This is a genomic window from Vibrio sp. 1557, assembly GCF_033340175.1.
Classification (GTDB): Bacteria; Pseudomonadota; Gammaproteobacteria; order Enterobacterales; family Vibrionaceae; genus Vibrio; species Vibrio alginolyticus.
Genome location: NZ_JAWOVZ010000003.1, coordinates 57,279 through 80,131, shown reverse-complemented (window position 1 = coordinate 80,131; position 22,853 = coordinate 57,279). Strand labels below are relative to the sequence as shown.

The 22,853-nt window shown below is 45.0% G+C and carries 24 protein-coding genes; 11 read left to right on the top strand and 13 right to left on the bottom strand.

Annotated elements, in window-relative coordinates; all coding sequences use genetic code 11:
* Positions 1–46: 46 nt before the first annotated feature.
* From R7070_RS06120 to R7070_RS06110, 3 genes are read right to left on the bottom strand one after another with little or no spacing between them, the layout of a single operon-like run.
* Positions 47–877 carry a hypothetical protein gene (locus R7070_RS06120; RefSeq protein ID WP_054576512.1) on the bottom strand — a complete coding sequence of 277 codons (831 nt, stop codon included), beginning with the start codon at positions 875–877 and terminating at the stop codon, positions 47–49.
* The gene (locus tag R7070_RS06115; RefSeq protein ID WP_005374445.1) at positions 877–1,734 is read right to left on the bottom strand and encodes an ABC transporter ATP-binding protein; all 858 of its coding nucleotides are present in this window, start codon (positions 1,732–1,734) and stop codon (positions 877–879) included. Before R7070_RS06115 ends, R7070_RS06120 begins: the two co-directional genes overlap by 1 nt.
* Complete coding sequence (locus tag R7070_RS06110) at positions 1,731–2,102, bottom strand: GntR family transcriptional regulator (protein WP_005374444.1); 372 nt, start codon at positions 2,100–2,102, stop codon at positions 1,731–1,733. The genes R7070_RS06115 and R7070_RS06110 overlap by 4 nt, the downstream gene beginning before the upstream one ends.
* A gap of 413 nt (positions 2,103–2,515) precedes the next feature.
* Here R7070_RS06110 and gltS point away from each other — a divergent pair, with 413 nt between their 5' ends.
* Complete coding sequence (gltS, locus tag R7070_RS06105; protein WP_025768732.1) at positions 2,516–3,742, top strand: sodium/glutamate symporter; 1,227 nt, start codon at positions 2,516–2,518, stop codon at positions 3,740–3,742.
* 154 nt (positions 3,743–3,896) lie between these two features.
* Positions 3,897–4,763 (top strand): hypothetical protein, encoded by an 867-nt coding sequence (locus R7070_RS06100; RefSeq protein WP_005374442.1) that lies wholly within the window; start codon positions 3,897–3,899, stop codon positions 4,761–4,763.
* 112 nt (positions 4,764–4,875) lie between these two features.
* Here R7070_RS06100 and nagB read toward each other — a convergent pair whose 3' ends face one another.
* Positions 4,876–5,676, bottom strand: coding sequence for a glucosamine-6-phosphate deaminase (gene nagB / locus R7070_RS06095; RefSeq protein WP_005374441.1), 801 nt, complete (start codon positions 5,674–5,676; stop codon positions 4,876–4,878).
* A gap of 374 nt (positions 5,677–6,050) precedes the next feature.
* Between nagB and R7070_RS06090 the strand changes: the two genes are divergently transcribed.
* Positions 6,051–6,302 (top strand): DUF3081 domain-containing protein, encoded by a 252-nt coding sequence (locus R7070_RS06090; protein WP_005374440.1) that lies wholly within the window; start codon positions 6,051–6,053, stop codon positions 6,300–6,302.
* Positions 6,303–6,453: 151 nt separating this feature from the next.
* Here the strand turns inward: R7070_RS06090 and R7070_RS06085 are convergent, their stop codons facing one another.
* The gene (locus R7070_RS06085) at positions 6,454–6,807 is read right to left on the bottom strand and encodes a DUF413 domain-containing protein (protein ID WP_005374439.1); all 354 of its coding nucleotides are present in this window, start codon (positions 6,805–6,807) and stop codon (positions 6,454–6,456) included.
* 149 nt (positions 6,808–6,956) lie between these two features.
* On the opposite strand from R7070_RS06085, the gene R7070_RS06080 reads away from it, so the two are divergent.
* Positions 6,957–7,850, top strand: coding sequence for a LysR family transcriptional regulator (locus tag R7070_RS06080; protein ID WP_005374436.1), 894 nt, complete (start codon positions 6,957–6,959; stop codon positions 7,848–7,850).
* 81 nt (positions 7,851–7,931) lie between these two features.
* Here R7070_RS06080 and R7070_RS06075 read toward each other — a convergent pair whose 3' ends face one another.
* The 3 genes from R7070_RS06075 to R7070_RS06065 form a co-directional block, all read right to left on the bottom strand.
* The gene (locus tag R7070_RS06075; protein ID WP_017821043.1) at positions 7,932–8,627 is read right to left on the bottom strand and encodes a pirin family protein; all 696 of its coding nucleotides are present in this window, start codon (positions 8,625–8,627) and stop codon (positions 7,932–7,934) included.
* Between the two features lie 9 nt (positions 8,628–8,636).
* Positions 8,637–9,080 (bottom strand): DoxX family protein, encoded by a 444-nt coding sequence (locus tag R7070_RS06070; RefSeq protein WP_005374434.1) that lies wholly within the window; start codon positions 9,078–9,080, stop codon positions 8,637–8,639.
* Between the two features lie 326 nt (positions 9,081–9,406).
* Entirely contained in the window at positions 9,407–9,610 is a 204-nt protein-coding gene (locus tag R7070_RS06065; RefSeq protein WP_017633816.1) for a hypothetical protein, read from the bottom strand.
* 194 nt (positions 9,611–9,804) lie between these two features.
* On the opposite strand from R7070_RS06065, the gene R7070_RS06060 reads away from it, so the two are divergent.
* The 3 genes from R7070_RS06060 to R7070_RS06050 all read left to right on the top strand — a co-directional run bounded on the left by R7070_RS06060 (position 9,805) and on the right by R7070_RS06050 (position 12,570).
* The gene (locus tag R7070_RS06060; protein WP_136976769.1) at positions 9,805–11,172 is read left to right on the top strand and encodes an AlkA N-terminal domain-containing protein; all 1,368 of its coding nucleotides are present in this window, start codon (positions 9,805–9,807) and stop codon (positions 11,170–11,172) included.
* The gene (locus tag R7070_RS06055; RefSeq protein WP_005374431.1) at positions 11,169–11,651 is read left to right on the top strand and encodes a methylated-DNA--[protein]-cysteine S-methyltransferase; all 483 of its coding nucleotides are present in this window, start codon (positions 11,169–11,171) and stop codon (positions 11,649–11,651) included. Before R7070_RS06060 ends, R7070_RS06055 begins: the two co-directional genes overlap by 4 nt.
* A 100-nt stretch (positions 11,652–11,751) precedes the next feature.
* Entirely contained in the window at positions 11,752–12,570 is an 819-nt protein-coding gene (locus tag R7070_RS06050) for a hypothetical protein (RefSeq protein ID WP_256900182.1), read from the top strand.
* Between the two features lie 72 nt (positions 12,571–12,642).
* On the opposite strand, the gene R7070_RS06045 is transcribed toward R7070_RS06050, so the two are convergent.
* Entirely contained in the window at positions 12,643–13,251 is a 609-nt protein-coding gene (locus tag R7070_RS06045) for a YitT family protein (RefSeq protein WP_033907220.1), read from the bottom strand.
* 201 nt (positions 13,252–13,452) lie between these two features.
* On the opposite strand from R7070_RS06045, the gene R7070_RS06040 reads away from it, so the two are divergent.
* Positions 13,453–13,848, top strand: coding sequence for a GFA family protein (locus tag R7070_RS06040; protein WP_033907219.1), 396 nt, complete (start codon positions 13,453–13,455; stop codon positions 13,846–13,848).
* Positions 13,849–13,885: 37 nt separating this feature from the next.
* Here the strand turns inward: R7070_RS06040 and nhaD are convergent, their stop codons facing one another.
* Positions 13,886–15,316, bottom strand: a complete 1,431-nt coding sequence (nhaD, locus tag R7070_RS06035) for a sodium:proton antiporter NhaD (protein WP_017633821.1) — start codon at positions 15,314–15,316, stop codon at positions 13,886–13,888.
* Positions 15,317–15,736: 420 nt separating this feature from the next.
* Entirely contained in the window at positions 15,737–16,762 is a 1,026-nt protein-coding gene (locus tag R7070_RS06030) for an acyltransferase (protein WP_104980304.1), read from the bottom strand.
* Between the two features lie 250 nt (positions 16,763–17,012).
* Between R7070_RS06030 and R7070_RS06025 the strand changes: the two genes are divergently transcribed.
* Positions 17,013–17,603, top strand: a complete 591-nt coding sequence (locus tag R7070_RS06025) for a TetR/AcrR family transcriptional regulator (protein WP_086047588.1) — start codon at positions 17,013–17,015, stop codon at positions 17,601–17,603.
* A gap of 127 nt (positions 17,604–17,730) precedes the next feature.
* A complete protein-coding gene (locus R7070_RS06020) occupies positions 17,731–18,588 on the top strand; it encodes an alpha/beta hydrolase (protein WP_017633823.1) in 858 nt (285 codons plus the stop codon).
* Positions 18,589–18,756: 168 nt separating this feature from the next.
* Here the strand turns inward: R7070_RS06020 and R7070_RS06015 are convergent, their stop codons facing one another.
* Positions 18,757–21,303 carry a glycosyl hydrolase family 18 protein gene (locus tag R7070_RS06015; protein ID WP_033907217.1) on the bottom strand — a complete coding sequence of 849 codons (2,547 nt, stop codon included), beginning with the start codon at positions 21,301–21,303 and terminating at the stop codon, positions 18,757–18,759.
* Positions 21,304–21,672: 369 nt separating this feature from the next.
* A complete protein-coding gene (locus R7070_RS06010; protein WP_005374408.1) occupies positions 21,673–22,176 on the bottom strand; it encodes a DUF2850 domain-containing protein in 504 nt (167 codons plus the stop codon).
* Between the two features lie 328 nt (positions 22,177–22,504).
* Here R7070_RS06010 and R7070_RS06005 point away from each other — a divergent pair, with 328 nt between their 5' ends.
* Positions 22,505–22,789, top strand: coding sequence for a pyrimidine/purine nucleoside phosphorylase (locus tag R7070_RS06005; RefSeq protein WP_005383244.1), 285 nt, complete (start codon positions 22,505–22,507; stop codon positions 22,787–22,789).
* Positions 22,790–22,853: the final 64 nt, after the last annotated feature.

The following is a 22,853-nucleotide window of genomic DNA, read 5'->3' as shown; positions in this document are numbered from 1 at the left end:
TGACCGTTTTTTTATGACTTGGTTTGGTCGTTTATTGAACGAAGCATTATTGGATAGTTCGGCTGAACTTGAGGCTAGCTGTCCAACCAAGAATACCAATGAAGGCGTAAATGCCAACGTTTAACCAACCTGCTTGAGGAATGGCATTGAATGGGTTTGGTGTAATAATGGCGTGCAGCGGAAGGTAAAGCACTTCGGAGAAAAACTGATCTAGCCCGTAGAAACCAAAAAGTGCGATAGGCATCCAACGCAGCGCATAAATGGCGATAAACAAAATGACCAGTGGTGAGTTCACTTTTTGTGAAATAGCCATCGCAGTTAATGCCAGCGGTAACAGCAGAATACCGGCGAACAACATTCTGATTAAAAACTCTCCCCAATGCAGCAGCACGTAACCTAACGAGGCTTGGCGGTACAATAAAGCCAATTGGTGATCAGTAGAGATGTTCAGCAACCACAACATTAAATTTGCAGCGAGTACGAGCACCGAGCAGACGAGCGGAATCACCAATAAGCCAAATCCTAGCTTCACTAAATGGGTTTTTATGTCACTGACAGGCATACTGCGCCAAAACATAATGCTGCCTTCCGCCCGTTCTTTGCGTAGCGTTCTTGGGAAGTACTGAACGGCTAACAAGATAGACAGCAGCCCTGCTCCTCCGGTAATCAACATATTGACATCATCACCAAGCTCTTTGTGAATGTCACTGACATCGCCACCAAAGCTCATTTGGAAAAACATATTGTGTTGTAGAGTGTCGTTACTCATTAAGCTCACAAAGAGAATAACTCCACACGCCAACACAAACAGTGGAATACGTAAAACAAGAGGGTTTTCTAACCACTCTTTTTGCAACATCGCGACAACTGAACGCATTACGCTGCCTCCTTCTGCAATGCTAAAAATAGATCCGCTAACTTCACCCCATGGATGGAACCCATTGTTTCTGCTTGTTGGGCATACTGGGCTTTGAGTAACCATTTCGTTGAACCGAGGCCTTTTTGTGACGAGAGTGGGTTCATCGCTTCAATTTGTGTGCGGTGCTCGTCGTTGGCTTCAAGAATGAAATAGTCTTCACTGATACTGTCCATCGAGGTTTGCAGAACGGGGCGACCATGCTTAAGAATCAGAACATCTGTCAGCAAGTGCTCAATCTCTGATACTTCATGACTGGCGATGATCAACACGCGCTCGCCGTCGTGAAACCATTCCAATAAGTGACGATAAAACGTCTCGCGATACACGAGATCTAACCCGAGTGTCGGTTCATCCAATATGAGGATTTGGGTGTTGGTCGCGATCACAATCGCGAGGTGCAATTGCACCTTCATCCCTTTGGATAAAGATTTGATGCGCGCACGAGGTTTGATGTCCGTTTGACGAAGCAGTGTATCTGCTTGGGCGCGATTGAACCCTGGATGCACGCCTTCGGTATAGTGAAGCAGTTGAGCAACGGTCATCCAATCTGGCAGAACGTTGACATCCGAGATGTAGGATAAGCTCTGCATTATCTTGTCGCGTTGCATAATGGGTTCAAATCCGTTGATACGAATAGTGCCCTGATATTCATGTGCGCCGAGTAGCGCATTAATAAGCGTTGATTTACCTGCGCCATTATGGCCGAGTAAGCCAAGTACTTGTCCTGCATGTAGGTCGAAACTCACTTCATGCAGTGCTTCTCCTTGTTGCTGATATTGCTTGGAGACGTTGTTTACACTGACTAATGCGCTCATTGGTCACCTTTCAAGTGTGGTTTTAGTTGTTGAATGAATTCGTCGAGTGACATATCCAGACGCTGTATTGTGTCGGCTATCTGCGGAATTTGTTGCTGAAGAAAACGTGCCTTCTCGTCTGCGAGTAATTTGAGCTTTGCTCCTGAAGCGACAAACATACCTTGACCGCGTTTTTTCTCCACTAGCCCGTCATCAACAAGCAATTGATAGCCTTTCATAACGGTGAGGTGGTTAATTTTCATATCTGCAGAGATGCTACGGACGGAGGGCAGAGCATCGCCTTCTTGCCAGACACCTTGCAGTATTTGCTGCGTGATCTGGTCTGCCAACTGTCGAAATATCGGTTGGCGATCATGCCAATTAGTCATGAGTGAATCTCTTGGTTGAGATGGTGTTATATATATGTATAACACCTAGTGCGTTAGAGAGAAAGTAATAATTTAAAACCTAGTGTATCCGCCTGTCTCATTCGCTCTAAATATCCACCTATGTGGTCGTTGTTTTGAGGTTTTGTTTTATATGGAAATTAATTGCTTCTCATAAGTTGAGAAGTGTTGTTTTTCTCTTCCCATCAATACACTTATCGCCTGTTCTAAATGAATATTCTCACTGAATGATAATTAGCATAATTTTAGGTCTGCCTATTTCTTACTTGATGAGAATCAATGGTCAAAGAGGCCTAGAAAACAAAAGTTTCGAGAGGCAATCTGACTGGCTTAGGCACCTATCTCACGTTGAGCGCGTGCTCAATGAATGAGAAAGAGTAGAGTAAAGAGGTCTCATGAATCAGGTAATATCTATCGGCCCACAGGAGTCGTTCCTCGTCGCAATTTGCGTGTTGTTTTTAGGGCAGTTCATCAATACCAAGTTACCAACCTTAAAAAAATTTAATATTCCAGAGCCAATTGTTGGTGGTCTAGTGGTCGCTTGCGTAATCACGACGATGCACTTAAACGGTGTGGATGTTTCCTTTGATTTACCACTGCAAAACGTCTTTATGCTGATGTTTTTTGCAACCGTTGGCTTAGCGGCAAATTACACCCAACTGATTAAAGGCGGTGCGAAGGTTTTCATCTTCCTAGTTGTGGCATCGGTCTACATTCTTATCCAAAATGCGGTCGGCGTGTCCTTAGCAACAGCGTTGGGGTTAGATCCACTCATGGGGTTGATCGCCGGATCCATTACGCTTTCTGGCGGACATGGAACTGGAGCTGCGTGGTCGCAAACTTTTCAAGAAATGTATGGTTTGCATAATGTTCTAGAGGTGGCAATGGCTTCTGCTACATTTGGCTTGGTGATGGGCGGGATTATTGGCAGCCCTGTTGCACAAAAGCTACTAAACAAACACAACTTGGAATCGGAATACGGACGCACCAATCAAAGTCATCAGAGTTTCCCTGAACTGGTGACGTACAACGAACATGAGGAAGATCGTGTCACAGCGAAAAGAGTCGTTGAAAGCTTGTCCATCATTTTACTTTGCGTGACAGGCGCGAAGTATCTGGAGAGTTGGGTAAGCAGTTTTGACATCAAGTGGCTAATGATTCCCGATTTTGTGTATGCGCTGTTTATTGGTGTTGTTATCACTAACATCATGGAAGTGACGAAGGCGCGCAAGGTTGATTTAGAAACCGTTGATATTCTTGGCACAGTTGCACTATCTCTATTTCTTGCCATGGCCTTGATGAGTTTGAAATTGTGGAATATTTTCGATCTTGCGATCCCATTCCTTATTATTCTTGCTATTCAGTCGGCAGTGTTGGCGATGTTCACTTACTACGTAACATTCCGCATGATGGGAGGCAACTACGATGCGGCGGTGATCGCTAGCGGACACTGCGGTTTTGGGTTAGGTGCTACACCGACTGCAGTCATGAATATGGGCTCCATCGTGAGTCGATATGGTCCATCACCACAAGCATTTATGGTGGTTCCAATTGTCGGTGCATTCTTCATCGACATTGTGAATTTAGTGATTTTGCAAGGATGCATCGCTTTTATTAAATAACATTCGCTTTTTTACCGAAATAACAAAGCCAGCACCTATACGCTGGCTTTGCTATTTGTAACACGAAATCTTGTTTGCCTGACTTCAAGCCGTGAAATCAATACGTTACTATGACGACATAGTGTTCAATTTTGCAGCAGCATGAGGTACCCACATGTCTGAAAAAATATCGACGTCGGCATTAGCGAAAATGCGCAAGGTAGAAGCTAAGCTGCTGTTTGCCGATCTCAAACGTGCAGGCTACATCGTTCGCCAAGATGAAAAGTGGATTTTGACCGAAGAAGGGGCAAAGTTTGGCGGTGAGTATGTGGATCACCCTAAATTTGGCCAGTTCATCGTCTGGCCGACCAACTTACATATTGAGCTGACTCCCAGCTCAGGGAAAACATTGAGCGCGACACAACTGGGTGAAAAGCTGAAATTGAATGCGAAGCGCATGAACCAGCTTTTGAGTGAACTGGGTTGGTTGACCAAATCCGAAGAGGGGTGGAGTGTCACAGAAGCTGGTGTGCGCGCTGGTGGGCAGCAAAGAACCGATAAAGAAACACAAAATACCTTTGTCGTATGGCACGATGTGGTGCTGCGTAACAAGCGTCTTAAGCAGTCTGTCATTGAGTTTTTAGGGCAAGACGCGGAGTCACATTCTACGGATAAATCGTACTCAAGCTTTCGCCAAAAATTTGAAGCCAAGCACCGAACATTAGATGGGCATTACGTGCGCTCTAAGGGGGAGTTGCTCATCGACAACTGGCTGTACTTGGCTGGTGTTGTGCACGCTTATGAGCGTCAGTTGCCGATTGACCAAGATGTCACTAGCGATTTTTACTTGCCAGGTGGCAAAGTCTATTTGCAATTTTGGGGAAGTGACGATGGGGAGATGGCTCAGGCCGACCGTGAGACCATTCGTACTGTTTATGAGCAGCATCATTTCAATCTTATCGAAGTCGAACCGAGTGAACTAGACAAGTTGGATGAAGTGCTTCCTAAGCGTCTTCGTCAGTTTGGTATTAAAGCTTATTGACGACTTAAGCCCGCTGTTCAGATAAGAAAAAACCCGTGTTCAACACGGGTTTTGTATTTTTAGTGTGTTTCTAGGCTGCCATCCTATGGGTTATAGGCTGCCATCCTATGGGTTAAAAGCCTTTGATGTTTTCTGCTTCTAGCTCAGAGAAGTACTTCACTGTCTTCACTTTCAGTTCTTGTTGAGCTGGTTCGTCGCATACGATCACCGCTTTAGGGTGAAGTTGAAGAGCAGAAACTGTCCATAGGTGGTTTACACAACCTTCCACGGCTGCTTCAAGTGCCTGAGCTTTGTTATGGCCAGTGACCAAGATCATCACTTCTTCTGAGTCTAGAAGCGTACCAACACCGATAGTCAGCGCGTATTTAGGCACTTGGTTGATATCGCCGTCAAAGAAGCGAGAGTTCGCAATGCGAGTGTCTTCAGTGAGGGTCTTGATGCGAGTACGAGAAGAAAGAGATGACGCTGGCTCGTTGAACGCGATGTGACCGTCGTTACCCACGCCGCCCATGAACAGGTTGATCTTGCCGTAAGACTTAATTTTGTCTTCGTAACGCTTACATTCTGCGTCGTGATCGTCTGTGTTACCGTTCAGTAGGTTGATATTTTCTTCTTGAATATCAATGTGATTAAAGAAGTTGTTGTACATGAACGAGCGGTAAGATTCTGGGTGATCCGCAGGGATGCCAATGTACTCATCCATGTTAAAAGTCACGACGTTTTTGAAGCTGACTTCGCCGGCTTGGTAAAGCTCGATTAGGGCTTTGTAGGTTGCTAGAGGAGTGCCACCAGTTGGTAGACCCAGAACGAATGGACGCTCAGCGGTAGGTTTAAAGTCGTTGATACGCTTAGCGATATGCGCAGCTGCCCACTTACCTACTTGTGCTGCTCGAGTTAACGGGATAAGTCTCATTTTGTGCCCCTAGTTATTGGAATTGACGATGTACTGAAATATTAATTCGCATTATAAAATAAGTGGTGGCGAACTGCTATTGTTTTAGGTCAAAATTTTGCTTTTTCTTTAACCAATGTTGGTTTTGTCGACGATTTTTATATCTAAATGCTTTTATAAGACGATTTTTTACAAAGAAATTGCATTATGAAACTGACGAATCAATAGATAAAATTTATGATCTAAATTAAGTTCTGCCTTCGCACTTAACCTTGTTTTTTAACAACCTACAGAGTGCGAAATCGCACACGAACTTCAAATATTATGGGTTAGATATGGCATGGCGCTCATTCTTTAACCATAATTGAAATGTGTAAACCAGTGAGGAATTCGGTATGAAAAATGAGTTAGATCCGAGCAAAGTACTACAGGCTTACGAATGTGTGATGAACAACGGTACACCAACCGAATTTGGTAAAATGTATGAAGGTGTAGAAGCGTTTTCTGACTACGATGGGTACAACGTTTTCTTGAGAGGAAATGGTGTTGAGCTAAAAATTGGCTTCCACAACACCTATCACTTGGAATATGACCAAGAGCATTTGAAAGAGAGCTTTCTGAAAAAGATTGCGACGCTCGCCAAGTAAACGGTCATCACCCAAATATTAAAAAAGCCCTTGGGAGAATGCCCCCTTGGGCTTTAGGAGAAGAAATGAGCTTGTCTTGCTCGCTCAGTAAAGTCAAACGAGCTTTCGCCTACTGCTAGAAAAAGGCGAGAACTAGGTAGGTTATTGGTTATTAATCGTCTTCAACCAAACTCTCTTCAATGTATTCTTCTGTGGCGTCAGGCTTGTTACGACCATTTAGCGTATGGAAGCGCTTGCGACCACGAGCAAGTTGGGTGTACTTTAGCCATGTACGCTCAAGTTTTGTTTTTGCTTTGCCCGGGTTTTCTAACACCTTGATGAAGTGTTTCTCTTCGCTGTTTTCAGGTGTTAATTCGCCTGACTCTAAGCCAAGCATTGTATCCCCATAAATTGTTAGGATTTCCTCTTCTGAAAGAGTAAAATCGCCAGACTTTGCAAAGCCGCGTGGGAATTTTACGTTATCGTAAAAACGTTTTTTGCCATGACGGAATTCAGTGTCAGACATGTCAACAGCCTCTGTAACCGTTATTGATGAATGTAGTGAACTTACGGCGAAAATTAGGCTTAAATCTAACAAAAGAAAAACAAAACTTTTTTGTCGTCATGATTTTAATTAGTTGTTAATCTGGTTTTATATTAACCAGGAGATGGTTTATGGATGTAAAAGTCTTTCGAACATTTTTAGAGCTGGCAAGAGTTCGTCACTTCGGACGTGCTGCTGAGAACCTTTATATTACCCAAGCCGCTGTGAGCGCACGTATCAAACAATTGGAAAGTTACTTCGATACGCAATTGTTTATTCGTGATCGAAATAACATAAAGTTGACCTCTGCAGGTGAGCGCTTAATCAGCTATGCCGAGGTAATGGTCACTACATTGCAACAAGCGAAGCTAGAATTATCGCTTGAAGATGGCAAAGCGCTGCAACTAACGTTAGGTGGCACGCCAAACATTTGGGACGCTTATTTACAGAATTGTTTAAGTGTCGTCACAGATTCGTTTGGTGGTTATGGCTTCATGGCAGAAGTGATGGGACGTGAGATGCTCAGTCGTAGCTTGCTAGAGCGCACGTTAGATATGGCATTTGCGTTCGATCAGATCAAAGCTGATGAGCTTAACTGTAAAAAAGTGGCAGATGTTGTTCTCGTTCTGGTATCAACTGAGAAAGATTCTTTAGACACCGTTTTCGAAAACAAATATGTGTACGTTGACTGGGGGACGCGTTTCTCCTCAGAGCATTCTGAGCGTCACCCTAAGATTCCGGCTCCATATTTACGCACTTCAACAGCGCGTATCGCATTGGACTTTATTTTAGAGAAGGGTGGAGCCGCGTACTTACCAATCTCTCTCGTGGAGCCATTTATCGCTAATGGGCAGCTTCACAAGGTGTCTGGAGTAGAAGATTGGTGTCGCCCTATCTATTTGAGCTATCGTAAAGCTAGCTCGTCTGTAGACGCGATTAAGCAAGTGGAAGAAATTGTCAAAGAGATCGATCCACTGACCGCTTACAGTTTTCAGCAAATTGGTTCTGGCACTTCCGACGAATAGCGTTGAATGAAAAGTCAGAAAAACGAAAAAGCCGCCTTGAGAAATCAAGGCGGCTTTGTTTTTATCTCGATGAATCGATAGTTATGGTAAGTCAAACAACAGGGCTGTTGTGCTTTCGTTTGATGTATTGCGCAAAACAACCTTACTCTGGTGTTCAACCTTCGCGCCGTCGCCAGCCGTCAAAGTGGTATTGTCGACACTAAGGCTCCCAGTCACTTGATGGATGAATAGATTTCGGCCCGACTCAATCTCAAAGTTTAGTTCGCTACTTGGTTCAAGAATTAACTGATGCAAAGTCGCATCTTGCTTAATAAGTAGCGTGCCGTTTTCTCCAGTTGGAGTTGCGATAGTCGTTAACCCAGGATTGCGACCAAAATCTTTTTGCTGATAACCTGGTTTGGTTCCAAATGTGTTCGGTTGAATCCAAATCTGTAGAAACCGCAGCGTATCTTGGTTCGATGCATTGTACTCACTGTGGTAAATCCCTTTCCCTGCCGACATGAGTTGGAATTCACCTGCAGGTAGTGTTTTGACGTTACCTTCACTGTCTTTGTGTGCGATAACACCTTCCAACACATAGCTGATGATCTCCATATCACGGTGGCCATGTGTATCAAAACCCGCGCCAGGCTTGACTACATCGTCATTAATGACTCTCAGCTCAGAAAAGCCCATATGTTGAGGATCGTAGTAGCTACCAAAAGAAAACGTATGTTTGCTATCAAGCCAGCCAAAGTTTGCTCGACCTCGGTCTGCTGCATGTCTTACCGTAATCATAAGGCCTCCTTAAGAGAGCTTTTTGTTTAAAAAGTTATCTAACGCTGCTTTACCTGCGCCAGAGAACGCCAGAGAAACGCTCGCTGCCAGTAATGCCAAGCCAAACTCGTAACCGTTGTTTGCCATGAACAGGCCATTCTCAAAGTGGACAGAGAATATCGCTACCACCATCGTGAACGCCAAAGCAACCGCTGCTGGTCGAGTTAGCAGACCAAGTAAAATGAACAAGCCGCCAAAGAACTCTGCGCTGCCCGCAAGTAACGCCATGAGTACGCCAGGACCTAAACCGATAGATGCCATCCACTGACCTGTGCCTTCTAGGCCGTAGCCACCAAACCAGCCAAATAGTTTTTGTGCGCCGTGCGCCATAAAGATAATGCCGATTGGAACGCGAAGTGATAGTGCGCTGTAACCTGCGTTTGATGTGGTAATTTTCTGTAATAGTGCTTTCATGATTCTGTCCTCTGACTCTTTTCAATGAGTGGGAAGCGTGTGCTCCCGTGCTGTTGAGAACAGTTTAGGTAGAGGCGAGCATAAAAATAACGGGAGGATTTTGATAAACTCGTTCTAAAAAATTGAATGATTGGTTTTTATTTATTTAAATCAATGTCTTGATTTTTATATTCGGGTGTTTATTTGCCGATTATTGTCTGTTTTAAATCAAGGTCTGTCATTATTTTCGATAAACATTTTTGCTGTTAAACAAAAAAAAGAGCACATGTACTGTGCTCTATTGCTTTCGCTTTTAACAAGGGAGAAAGGTGTGTTAAAGAAAACCGTCAGAGGTTCATTAAGCTCTCTAATGACTCCTCTACATTGTTGTAGTGATAAGTTCGAATATTACGTCCATCCGTCGCATTAATCTGAATTTCTGAGATCTCGTTATCTGAGTCTCTTTCGATAATTCCAATAGAATGATCTACGGATTTACTGGTAATAACCTTTTGGTTTCTTAATACAATTACGCAAGTATGTAAGTCCATGCCAATTCCCTTTAGCCGACGTTGTTGTGATGTTCTGGATCTAACTTTAGTGTACAAAAGCGCTAATGCCAATAAATCTCAATATTGAGTTCCGAAAGTGGCTAATTGTGGGCGCTTAAGCAAGCTACAATAACACTATATTGAACGATGCCTATGAACAATAAATGACAAAAGGCATGAGCAAGGAAAGCACTATGTTTATTCACCCCTATACCTCACTGACCTTCGAGCAGTGTCACAAGGCGCGAGTCGCGCGAGACAGTCGTTTTGATGGGCGATTTTATGTGGCGGTAAAAACAACGGGAATCTTTTGTCGTCCGATTTGCCCGGCAAATTTGCCTAAAGAAGAAAATGTTGAGTATTTCGCTGATAAGACGCAAGCCCTTCAAGCAGGGTACCGTCCGTGTTTACGCTGTCGACCTGACAGCGCGCCTGGATCTTGGGCATGGAAAGGTGTCGAGACGACCTTTCAACGAGCGATTTCGTTAATTGATAGAGGGGAGTTGCATCACCATTCGGTGTCTGAGTTGGCTGAGCGTGTTGGGATTTCTGACCGTTACTTACGTATGTTGTTTGAGCAGTATCTAGGTATGTCACCCAAGCAGTATGCGCAATATCAGCAACTAATGTTCGCCAAACAGTTGCTTCACTCCAGCTCTATGTCGGTCACCGACGTGGGGTTTGCGTCAGGTTTTAACAGTACGCGCCGCTTTAACGATGCTTTTCAAAAGTTTCTCAAACTAACGCCTTCTCAAGTACGCCGTAAAGAGTTTGATGGTGCGGGTTGCAATCGAATTGCCTTACCTTATCGAGGTGAGTTGAATTGGTCGCACATGTTGGACTTCTATCGTTTACGAGCGGTTGAGGGGGTCGAGCAGGTGAGGGATGAGAGTTATCAGCGCAACGTTTTTTTGGATAACAGCAAAGCCTGGTTTAAAGCGACAAAAGGTGAAGGATACTTAGAACTGGCGTTTGAAATTGAAGACGTAACGAAGCTGCAAAACTTGGTGTCTGACATTCGTCGTATGTTCGATCTTGACGCTGATATTTGTACTGTTGAGCAGCATTTGGAGTATGTTGCGCCTGGGCTCGTGTCGAGTAAAGGTATTCGTATTCCTGGTGTATGGAGTGCATGGGAAGCAGGGGTTAGAGCGATTTTAGGCCAGCAAGTGTCGGTTAAAGCTGCGATTGGTCAACTTAACTTATTGGTGGCCACACTTAGTGGAGAGTCAGAAAAACGTTTTTTCCCGACTCCCAGTGATATTGCGAACGCCGACGTGAGCTTTTTGCGCATGCCGCAAAGCCGTAAAGAGACGCTAGTGCGCTTCGCCCAGTTTATGCAGGACAACTCAGAAGCTGACCCCCAACAGTGGCTAGCTTTGAAAGGCATTGGACCTTGGACCGTCAGTTATGCTCAACTGCGAGGGCAATCTCAACCCGATTGCTTTCTAGATAAAGACTTAGTGGTGAAAAAGGCGATGCAGCGTTACCCATCACTGAATACGCACACTGCGGCCCCTTGGGGAAGCTACGCGACGTTTCACTTATGGAATCAATCATGAAAACATTTTATACCGAAATGCCGAGTCCACTAGGAACGGTGACTATCCAATCGAACGCTGAGGGCTTACTTGGCATTTGGTTTGAAACATGCACCACTAAGCCGAGTGAGCTGGGGGTGCGAGACGAGCAGCATCCGGTCTTGCGCCAAGCTGTCACCCAACTGGATGAATACTTTGCTGGTCTGCGCAACGAATTCGACTTGCCCCTTGCAGCGACAGGCACTGATTTTCAAAATCAAGTTTGGCAGGCACTAACGACCATTCCATATGGGGAAACGTGGAGCTATCAAGATCTCGCGAATGCGATAGGTAACCCTAAAGCTGTGCGTGCTGTTGGGTTAGCAAACGGGAAGAATCCGATTTCTATCGTGGTACCTTGTCATCGCGTTATTGGCAAAAGCGGAAAACTGACTGGGTATGCAGGTGGAGTGGAGCGCAAGCAACGTTTGCTCGCGCTGGAGCAAGGTACACCGCTTTAAGTGAGGCGATTCTCATATTGGGATTAAGCGTGCTACACAGGGGTAACGATAGTATAGAGTTTCATATTCGTTATACGAATAGAAAAAGGACAATAAGGACATGCCTTTCAAAACGGATTTTGATGCCTTCATGAGTGAGTGTTGGCAGCATCACGAGGAAAATCCCGAACAAGTTTATGCTCAGCTAGAAACGGCTCTGAGCGAGGTGGAAGACGTTACCCAAATCGAGCGAATATTCGCATTGATGCTGCATACCGCTATTGGGCATCTCCAGTGCCCAGAACAGTTTCTTACTTGTTTAGAGCACTTTGATGAACGCAAGGTTGCTGAGAGTTTGGCATTTCAACGCAGTATTGCCGTTGCGCGCTATTTCGTAGATGGCACTGACAATATGGAATTATTGGAAGAGCAAGAACAACGCCGAGTTTACGCTTTGATTTCGAATGAACTTTCTGCACTTGCTCAGCTTGAACTGGCGAGTCAATGGTTGGTGAAAGCAGCGTTAGGAATGACGCCGAACGATGCAGAAGGGCCATTAGCGCGCGCTATAGCGATCACTGCAAACAACTTAGCATGTCAGTACGAAGCGCTGGCTGAGCGCACGTCCATGGAAAAATCGAAGATGTTAGAAGCAGCAACACTCGCGCTAGACTATTGGAAAGTGGCTGGGGTTTGGATGCAAGAAGAGCGCGCAGAGTATCGCTTAGCGATGAGCTTGCTTAAAGCGGATAAACCGCAAGAAGCCAAAGTGCATGCTGAGCGCTGTGAAGATATTTGTCAGCAACATGGTAGCGACGCGCTTGAGCTGTTCCACGCACATGACTTGCTGATGCAAGTACACTTCCATCTTAGCCAGAAATATAAAGCTAAATTGGATGAAGAGATGCAGCAGCACTGCAAAACGAGCTCGTTGACGTGATCTTCGCGTTGAATGAAAAAAGCCCCGAGCGACTGGCTGGGGGCTTTAGGGTTGTTGACTATGCAGCGATGATTATGCTGCTTGCGCTTTTGCTTGGTATCGTCCTGGTTTATGGTTCATCGCCAAAATCAAGTTCGTAGCGATGGCACCTAGAACAGATAGAGCGATAAGGTGCACATCTACAATCAACAGTGACATCACCACGATGGCACAATCTAACGCCATTTGAACTTTACCCGCTCGAACTCCAAAACGTTCCTGAAGGTACAACGCTAGAATGTTAAAGCCACCCAAACTCATTTTGTGACGGAAAATTACCAACATACCGATTCCAATCAGCCCACCACCCAAAAGTGCCGCATAGAAAGGTTCGATTCGTGAAATCTCAATCACATGATGCAGATGATCGACCGCAAAAGAGACAATCGAAACCGCAATAAAGGTATTGATAGTGAAGCGCCAACCCATGCGCATCACAGATAAAATATAAAAAGGGAGGTTAAGCGCGAAAAATATCTGACCAAAACTGAAGTCACTCACTTTGGTTAGGAAGATCGCCAAACCAGCCGTACCGCCAGTGAGCAATCCTACTTTGCTAAAAAATATCACCCCAAGTGACACCAACGCACTGCCGAGCGTCAGAGCCAAGAGGTTCTCTCTTAGGCTATGATCTTTGTCCATAAATTAATTTCCTTGGTTTAAAAACCGCGCCGGAGATAACACGTCTCACGGACGCGATAGACAGTCGCCAAAATAGCAACTAACAAATCGGCCAATAAAATGTCGCGAAAAGTGATGGATGTCGAGTTTTTGGACGAGATTATGATGATATTAACCTGTTTAACATAATGTACACAGATAGAAAAACAACAAGGAAAAGTTATGATTAAGAAAGTTGGCAACACCCAAATCAGCACATTACATCGACTGAGTTGTCACTGTGGAAAAGTTGAGCTGGAACTGGCGTTACCCAATGGTATTGAGAAGCCGAGACGGTGTGACTGTTCTATGTGTCGACGTCGTGGCGCGATTGTCGCGTCTGTACCTTTGAACGGTATTCGTATTGTGCAAGGCGAAGAAGTCTTGAAGCAGTATCAATTTAATACACACACTGCGAAGCACTTTTTCTGTGGCGAGTGCGGTATTTATACGCACCATCAGCGTCGTTCTGACCCGAGTGAGTATGGCTATAATGTCGGCTGCTTAGAGGGCGTCAACCCATATGAGTTGGGAGCGATTGAAGTGATGGATGGCGTTAACCATCCATCCGACCGTTAGGTTACATTGCAAGTTAAGTGACTAATTCTAGGTGTTTTTAAGTAAATAAACCGCTATTCATCCACAAGTGTACCGCAATACTGGCGGCATAACCCAAGGCGATGACGGGAGCCCACTTTAGGTGGCCAAAGAAGGTGTATTGTCCACGCGCGGCTCCCATTAAAGCGACGCCTGCCGCGGAGCCAATGGAAAGCAAACTGCCCCCGACACCTGCGGTTAATGTGACGAGTAGCCAGTTGCCCATCGACATGCTTGGTTCCATGGTCAGTACAGCAAACATAACCGGAATGTTATCGACAATTGCAGATAGGACACCAACCATTACGTTTGCCCAGACTGGGTTCCATTGCGTGTACATGACGTTTGAAACCAGTTCGAGGTAGCCAAGTAAACTTAAACCGCCAACACACATCACAACACCGTAGAAGAACAACAAGGTGTCCCATTCGGCTCGAGACACACGATGAAACACATCAAACGGAACCACTGAGCCTAAGCGCTTCAATGCCTGATCATCGCCATTGGCAATTGCCATAGCTGCTTTTTTTGCGAGTGAGTGTTTAAGAGTTTGACGCAAAAAATATCCGAAAAACTGTAAGTAGGCCAAGCCCATCATCATGCCCATAACGGGTGGGAAGTGCAGCAAGGCGTGGAAAGAGACTGCGGTGGCAATCGTCAGAATGAACAACGCGACAATACGCCTTGCCCCGCGTTTTAGCTCAACGTGTTGGTGAATCGTATTCGGTTTTGTGTTTGGAACAAACAGTGACATCAAAAACGCGGGAACCAAGTAGTTCACCAATGACGGTACAAACAACGGAATGAACTCAGCAAAGCTGACATGACCAGCTTGCCACACCATCAGGGTTGTAATATCCCCAAATGGGCTGAATGCACCGCCAGCGTTGGCTGCGATAACAATGTTGATACAAGCAAGATTGACGAACTTAGGATTATCACCAGAGACTTTCATCACTACAGCGCACATCAAAAGGGCCGTAGTTAAGTTATCGGCAATCGGTGAAATGACAAAAGCGAGAAACCCCGTCAGCCAGAACAACTTTTTGAATCCAAAACCTTTACCAACCATCCACGCCTGTAAGGCATCGAAGAGTTTGCGTTCTTCCATTGCGTTGATGTAAGTCATCGCCACGAGCAAAAACAGCAGCAACTCGGCGTATTCCAACAAGTTGTGTTCTAGTGCGGATTTGGCGATTTCAGGCTGGTTGTGCTGAGCAAAGGTGTAGCCAATCAGAATCCAAATTAATCCTGCAGCGAGCAGCACTGGCTTGGATTTTCTCATTTTCAGATACTCTTCCAACATAACCAGTATGTAAGCGATCGAAAAGATAATCAGAGCCGCGTAACCGACACCAGAATTAACAAGGTTCAGTTCATTGGTTGATGCAGCAAAGGTGGCGCTAGAGAACAACAAACAGCAGAAAGCCACAATTGGATAGATTGGCATAGACATTTCTCCTTTGTCTGGTTGGAGAAATATTAGCCACAAATGAATGAGTTAGTTGTGAGAGAGCTCGAATTAACAGTAGGAGTTAGGAAATGATAGTGTGCGCCACTATTTTCTGAGTGACGCAATGCTTGCTGCGCCGAATAAAACCGCAGCGGCATATAAACCGTAAGTTAACCAGTGACTAATCTCTAAAAAAGGAACGAGTCCTTGACCTGCCCACATACAGCCTCCGTTTAATGAGCAATGTTGTAATAGTCGAGCCAATTTAAAGGAAATGAACAATGTTTTTTGTGAGTGAAAGCAAATTCTGAAGGATTAGAAAGTCAAAAATTGGTCAGTGAGAGAGAAATCTCATTTTTAACTGGCTAGCTCTAATCCTTTTGAGTTAAAGCTAGCTATATCTAGAGCTGAATGCATTTAGCGTAGGAGCCATTTTTTCAACGGTGAAGCGTCGATTGCTTTCACAAGCAGTATGGTTGCAACAATCGTTGCAGGATAAATAAACACATCTTTTGCGAGGTGTTGCAGCCCGATAAATCCAGCGACATTCATCATGACAATTATGATAAGCAGATGGCTAACATATATCCCTAACACGCTAGGAGATAGTTTGAAGATCCAAGGCATGTCGCCAAAATGAGGGTGAGCCAAAAGCCACATAAAGACACCTACAGCCCAGATAACGGTACCGAATAGGAAGTCGTGCGAGTTGAAAGCGATGTCATGTTGCATCAGCCAGTAAGCTTCACCAAAATGCAGTGCCATGCCAAGAATAATGCATCGAACCGTATTGTTTCGCGACCACCGCCACTGCGCTTCTCGTGCGAAATAACCCAGAACAACTAGCAACGTGCTGAAAAAAGGCCCATTACGAGTAAAGAAAGGCGCTGGCAGGTCGGTAATGGTCGCGTAACTGCCAGCAAAGACCCCGTATATGTATAGCAATACTGCAGTTGGCAGTATCATTTGCGCCATATTGATATGCACGAGAAAGGCAATTAACGCTACGGCAATGACCAGAGCCGGAATAAACCACAGATGAACGAGTCCGCCTTCGATGAGTGAATTGATCGGGGTTGACATTAAGTACCCCCAATAACCTTGCCTTTCGGCGAGATACCCTGCCTCAGCGACCGTCTGCCATTGGAATGGCATCAGTAAACTGATCATGCTCCAAATGAGCCAAACCTTCATTAACGGTTTGGCGTAGTTCTTAAGAGTATCGATAGGTGAGTGACTCAACTTCGGCTGGATTAGATAACCCGAGATGAGAAAGAACAGCGGAACAGCAAAACGAGCCAGTTGGTTGAGCATATAGCCAACCCATGGTATCCCATTCCACTGCCAGTAAGTCAGTGCCATCTGGCAATGCAAACCCACAATCGCAAGCATCGCAATGATACGTGCAAACTCTAAGCTGGCTATTTTTTGTTTCTTTGCCATTACATTGTTTACCTAAATAAAAAACTTAGGTGAAAATAGCAGGTTGTTACTGAAGTAATACGTGAAAAAGTCAACAGACTTGCGCTTACATTGAAGCTGTTTTGAAAATTAAGACTTACTTCAAACTTCTTAATTATTAACCTATTAACGCAATTAATACCTGATTCGTGAGTCGAAAATAGCACTGAATAATGGTTAGACCAGTTAACTCGAGATTGCAAAAAAGAACGATCGTGCTAAAAATAAGACTATGCAAAAAGGAAAAGTGACAAAAGAGTTTATTCTGCAGCGGGCTTTTGAGATCGCCAGCGAAGACGGATTAGAAAGTCTTACGATTGGAGAGTTAGCCAAGCAATGCGGTATGTCGAAAAGTGGTCTGTTTGCCCACTTTAATTCGAAGTTGAATTTACAGCTATCGGTGCTTGATCACGCCAATAAAGTGTTCGCTGATCGGGTTATTGAGCCTGCTCGAGAACTCGGGGATGGCAATATCGAGCGTAAAATTCGAGGGTTGCTCGACTCTTGGATGACTTGGAATCACGCATTCCAAGGAAGTTGTATGTTTCTTGACGCTTGGAATGATACGGCAGATAAAGATTGCCCGCTTCAGGCCGGACTGCGTAAATCCATAGACACTTGGCTGAGTTATTTGGAGATCCAAATAGCGAAAGGCAAAGAGAAGCAAGAATTTGCAGCAGACTTAGATACACGCCAAGCAACGTTTGATTTGTACGGTCTCTATTTGAGTGCGCATGTTTTTTACTCAATTAAAGGTGAGCAAGAAAGCTTGCGTCTGTTTTGGCAAGGGATCGACAACTTGTTTTCTCGCTGGAAAGACTAATATCGGTTAATCGCTTCCCAGATTCGTAGACATAAAATCACAAGAGCGGCTGAGTTCGCTCTTTCTTATCAGCATAAAAAGCACGACCGTTCTATTTTGTGCAAAGCTGATAGTTAAGGACATGATTATGAGTGAAAAAATTTACTTTAATACATCGCAACGTTTCAGTATTAAGCGCAGTTTGGTGAACATTAGTACTCGGTTACACCATACACTGGCCCCGTCACATGCAAAGAAGACCGCGCGCAAGCTTCTTCTGACACCTGCTCGTACGCAACCTAAAAATATTGAACCTCAAGGGCTTATCAAAGGTGAAATTAAAGGGCATGCAGGCATCATCAAAACCTATACTTTGGGCTCTGGACCTATTTGGGTGCTAACTCATGGTTGGTCTGGAACGGCAAGTCAGTTTTATCCACTGATGGAACATATTGCGTCGAAAGGGTTTACTGCTTTGGCGTACGATCATCCGGCACATGGTGAGAGTGAGGGGCAGTATGGGCACATTCCGGGGTTTGTCAGAGGATTAGAAGATGTGTTGGATACGGTCGAGGATATTGTTGGCCTAGTTGGGCACAGCATGGGCACCGCTTCTGCTCTTGAGTGTAGGCACAGTAAATTAGAAAACAAGCCTTTGCTGCTTATTGCTCCGGTATTAAATTACGTAGAGAACTTATTCGGTAGCATTGCACGTTCCGGTTACTCGATGAAGCTTTTTAATGCTGTGGTTTCAGAAGTTGAAGACCAATTTGGTTATCCGTTACAGTCCATTGATCCGATGAAGCGTTTGTCTGAGCGTCCGTCTCACACCATTATTATTCATGATGAGCAAGACAAGTTCACCAAATACAGTGTCTCGGCAAAAGCGGCTGAAGAGATTAAAAACGTTGAGTTAGTGACAACACAAGGTCAGGGGCATGGTCGAGTGATGAAGTGTGAGCAAGTCTTCAGTAGTTTTGACCGTTTGCTCGATAGTGCTTGGTAACCCTTACTTTTACTGATTGACTCGCTCCGTTTTGCGCTAATTCGATTTGAAAGTAACACCTCAGATTTTTTCGTCTCTGGTGTTGCTCTTCTCGTTAAGAGGTTAAATCCAAAAAGGACAGCCGAAGCTGTCCTTTGTTTATTTAGCAGAAAGTCTGCAAGGCTGAAATTAGTTACAGTTAGCTACGCCAACTTCTTTCCAAACGCCCCATTCGCCAGATTGGCTAGGATCGTCACCCTGAGTCCACCATTTCGCTTCCCACGTTTTACCTGCGTGAGTCACTTGGTTACCACCTGTGTACACTGCGCTCGCATCCCATGCGTTGTCACAAGTACCAGGGTTCGGATCGGTTGCGTGCTGTGCAACAACCACTGTCGCGCTTGCCGATGAAGACGCTTTACCGTCGCTCACACTTACAGTGAAGCTTAAGCTTGTGTCTTGCGGGTATTCCGCAGCAGTGAACGTGACTTTAGAGCCTTCAACCGTTGCATTCAGACCTTGAGGTAGAGTCCAGTTGAATGTCAGGGTATCGTTGTCTGCATCGCTAGACGCAGATGCATCTACAACCACAACGTCACCAGCGTTTGCTGTTGCTGGAGCAACAACTTGCGCTACTGGCGCGTTGTTCACTGGGTCAACCACACCTGCTGGCTTCACAGTTACTACAACAAGGTCAGATGCCGTTGCACCTTCATTGTCAGACACCGTCAGCTTGAAAGTTAATTGCTCTTCAACAGTAACTTCTGCTGCATCAAAGCTTGCTTTCGCTGAGTTTGCACCTGTTAGTACCACTGCCGTGCCAGATACTTGTTCCCAAGCGTAGCTTGCGATGGTGCCGTCAGAGTCGTTTGACAGGCTGCCATCTAGAACCACACTTGCAGGACCTGTTACCGATTGATCTGCGCCAGCGGCTGCGGTTGGTTTACGGTTTGGTTGAGGTACCACACCACCAGCCATACCTTCGTGCATCGCGTTTAAAATGTCGCCGTTATCCGCGTCAATTTCCCAAGAGAATAGACCAGCAAGACCAAGAGACTTCGCGTAGCTACCTTTTGCTAGCACTGAACGGTGGTCATCAAATGTGATCAACTCGCCCGTAGTACGGTTCCATACCCATGGTGCTTCTGCTTGTGCATCGTAGCCGTATTCGAAGCCGTTAATGCCAGTGTTGTTTGCACCTAACATGAATGACTTAATGCCTTTGTAGTCAATTACGCCATCTTCCCAAACACCTTGTGCTGTGCTGCCCTTCAGTTTACCTGTAGCAGTACCTGTCATTGGGTCGTTTGGATCTGTGAGTGTATCTGGAGTTACGCCTTCCCAGCCACGACCGTACATTGCTGTACCAAGTACTAGCTTGTTCGCAGGAACGCCTTGAGCAAGAAGAAGTTGGATGCCGTTATCTGCTGTGTAAGCAGGACCTTTGTACGGTTCGCCGTTCTCATCAACGCCACTACCGTCACACTGACCAGGACGCATGAATGAACCACAGTAAAGCGCAGTCTGGTGACCAGGAACGTTGTTCCAGCCGCCGTAGAAGTCGTAAGTCATTGCGAAGATGTAATCCATGTACTGAACCGCATCTGCGTAGTCTACGTCTTCAATCTTGTCGTAACCGACACCGATAGCGGACGTTAGCTCGTAAGTACGGCCTGTCTCAGCTTCTAATTCATCAAGCATTACGCGCAGTTCACGCATCAGTGCGATGTATGCTGGGCCATCGTTTACAGGGTCGCCCTTATCGGCTGCTGCACCGCCGCCGCCAGGGAATTCCCAGTCGATATCAACACCATCGTAGAATTTCCAAGTTTTCAGGAACTTCTTAACTGATGCGACGAATGTGTCTCGGTTTTTCTTGTCCACGAAATCGAAGAATGGGTCAGACAGTGTCCAACCACCGATCGATGGGATGATTTTTAGATCAGGGTTACGTTGTTTCAATGCCATTAGCATTGCGTAGTTACCCTTGATAGGCGTGCTGTATTCATGACCAGCTTGTGGGAAGCTCTTCTGATAAGCAGCCCAAGGGTCATGGATAACGACTTCATAATCAGGCACACCTGTACAAGCAGTTTGTAGCGCGTTGAAACTGTTGCCGCCAACAGACTTCACAGACTCATTTGGGCCACAAATTGGGATAAAACCGTAAAGGATGTGAGTCAAGTTGTCGACCGGCATATTATCGACTGTGTAGTCACGGCCATAGATGCCCCATTCAACAAAATACGTACCCATCACGACGCTTGGATCGGTATTGTAGGTTTTGTTGTTTGGATCAACATTCATCGTTAGTGGCTTCAGGTGAGAACCATCGGTATCTGCAATTGTGATTTCAGCTGGTGCGCTTTTCGCACAACCTGTCGCATCACATGCTTCGATTTCCATTTGGTATAAGCCACCTTGGCCGTATTCAAACGAAGCTGTTGTTTGGCTACCAGTGATAGGGCCGCTTGCTACTTTTACACCATCAAAATAGACGTTGTAAGTGTCACCAGGTGTGCCACTCCACTGGTTAAATTTAACAGTGATCTTCGCTTGCTCATGGTATTTCACCATGTCGTAGTAGCCTGACGTGGTTTCCATCGCGAGTTCAATTTTAGAAAACTGAAGGTTGTTGGAACCGTACATATCGATACTTGGTGCGGTTGGAGCCGCAACTGCAGCACCTGATAGCGCTAAAGCAACTCCAGCTGCACATAGGTTAAATCGAATCATAACTTCTCTCTCAATCCTTGGATTCATGTTCTACCTAGAACATAGGCTGCTCTTGCACCAGATAAGATGATTGGATTTACTCCACGTGCAAAAGCATCACACTCAGCATTTCAGAGAGTTTTTTTTCGTCAAAAAAAATTAAGACGGTTTTCGAGGCACTTGAGAGAACTTAACTAAAACTCGCACTCTGTTACACAGAAAGTGTCAGACTGAGTCAATAATTTATAAAATCTCAGCAGAAACTAAAATTATTGTTTACTCAGTAACGAGTTAGTTAAATGCGATGAAGGCCTTATTTTGTTGTTTATTAAGGTTTTGTTTCATTGATATAGAAAGAGAATTGAAAGGAAAAATAGCCGTGAAGACGTACTAGTCACGGCTGAAGTGTTCACTCAACGCGGCACGACGTTTAGAGGCTGCGCCGGTTTCTGAGCCCTGAACGGTATGCTCAAATCCTTTACGAATGAATCGCTGATCTGGAATAAGAGGTTCAATACGGCGTATTTGAGGTGAAAGATGAGAGCCTGAGATCTGATACGCTGTCTTTCCTAATCCGGTATTCAACGTGATGACCTTGCCATCGAATTCAAATTCCGTCGTAATGAGTCGATGGTTTCGGTATACCCCATCTTCAGTGAAAACGAGACGTTCTGTTTGGTAGGGTGGCGCGCCAATCTCAATCCATTCGCCGTACACCTTTTCCGGATCAATGTGGTCTTGATAGGAAAGGTGGATTTGATAGCCAAAAAACGTCAACAGACCCATCCCGAAGCAGACAAATGTACTCTTGAGGATTTTGGATTGGTGGCGAGCCAAAAATGAAAGTTTTGGTTCTTGTCGTGCTTTTCGCCTTCGGCGAGTCGAGTCCGTCATAGATCTAATTTTCTCCACTTTTTTAACATGGTGGAAACCTTCCTTTTTAAAAACAAACAATCCCGCCATTGAGACGACGAAACTATGATCTAATGTCCACTTTTACATTCAGATACACATCTTATTGATGGTTTTGTTGTTTGCTCACATTCATTACTTCGCAGTTTTTCTTGATCGGTTTAGGTCGCCTGATTAATCCTCGTGAAAAGAGGTTCTCGCTCAGTAGCAAAGGATGTGCGTTATTACGTTGAGTTTAATGGCTTTCAAAGCTTGAGTAACGGAAAGAAACAAGGTAAAAAAGAGCGGACTTTTGATAAGGAAACCAATAATGAATATTAAGGAAAATAGCTATTTTGCTGGTAGTGTAAAATCACTGGGCTTTAACCAGAAAGATCAGGATGTTAGCGTTGGTGTGATGCTTCCTGGTGAGTACACGTTTGGTACTCAAGCACCAGAGCGTATGACGGTTGTAAAAGGTGCGCTTGTGGTCAAGCGTGTTGGCGAGAGCGATTGGACGACTTATCAAAGTGGTGAGTTTTTTGAAGTGGAAGGTAATTCTTCATTTGAGCTTCAAGTGAAAGAAGCGACTGCGTATTTATGTGAGTACTTCTAGCGTTCATTTGTTGCTCGTCATAAAACCACCTTCGGGTGGTTTTTTCGTCTATGTGCTTCACTTA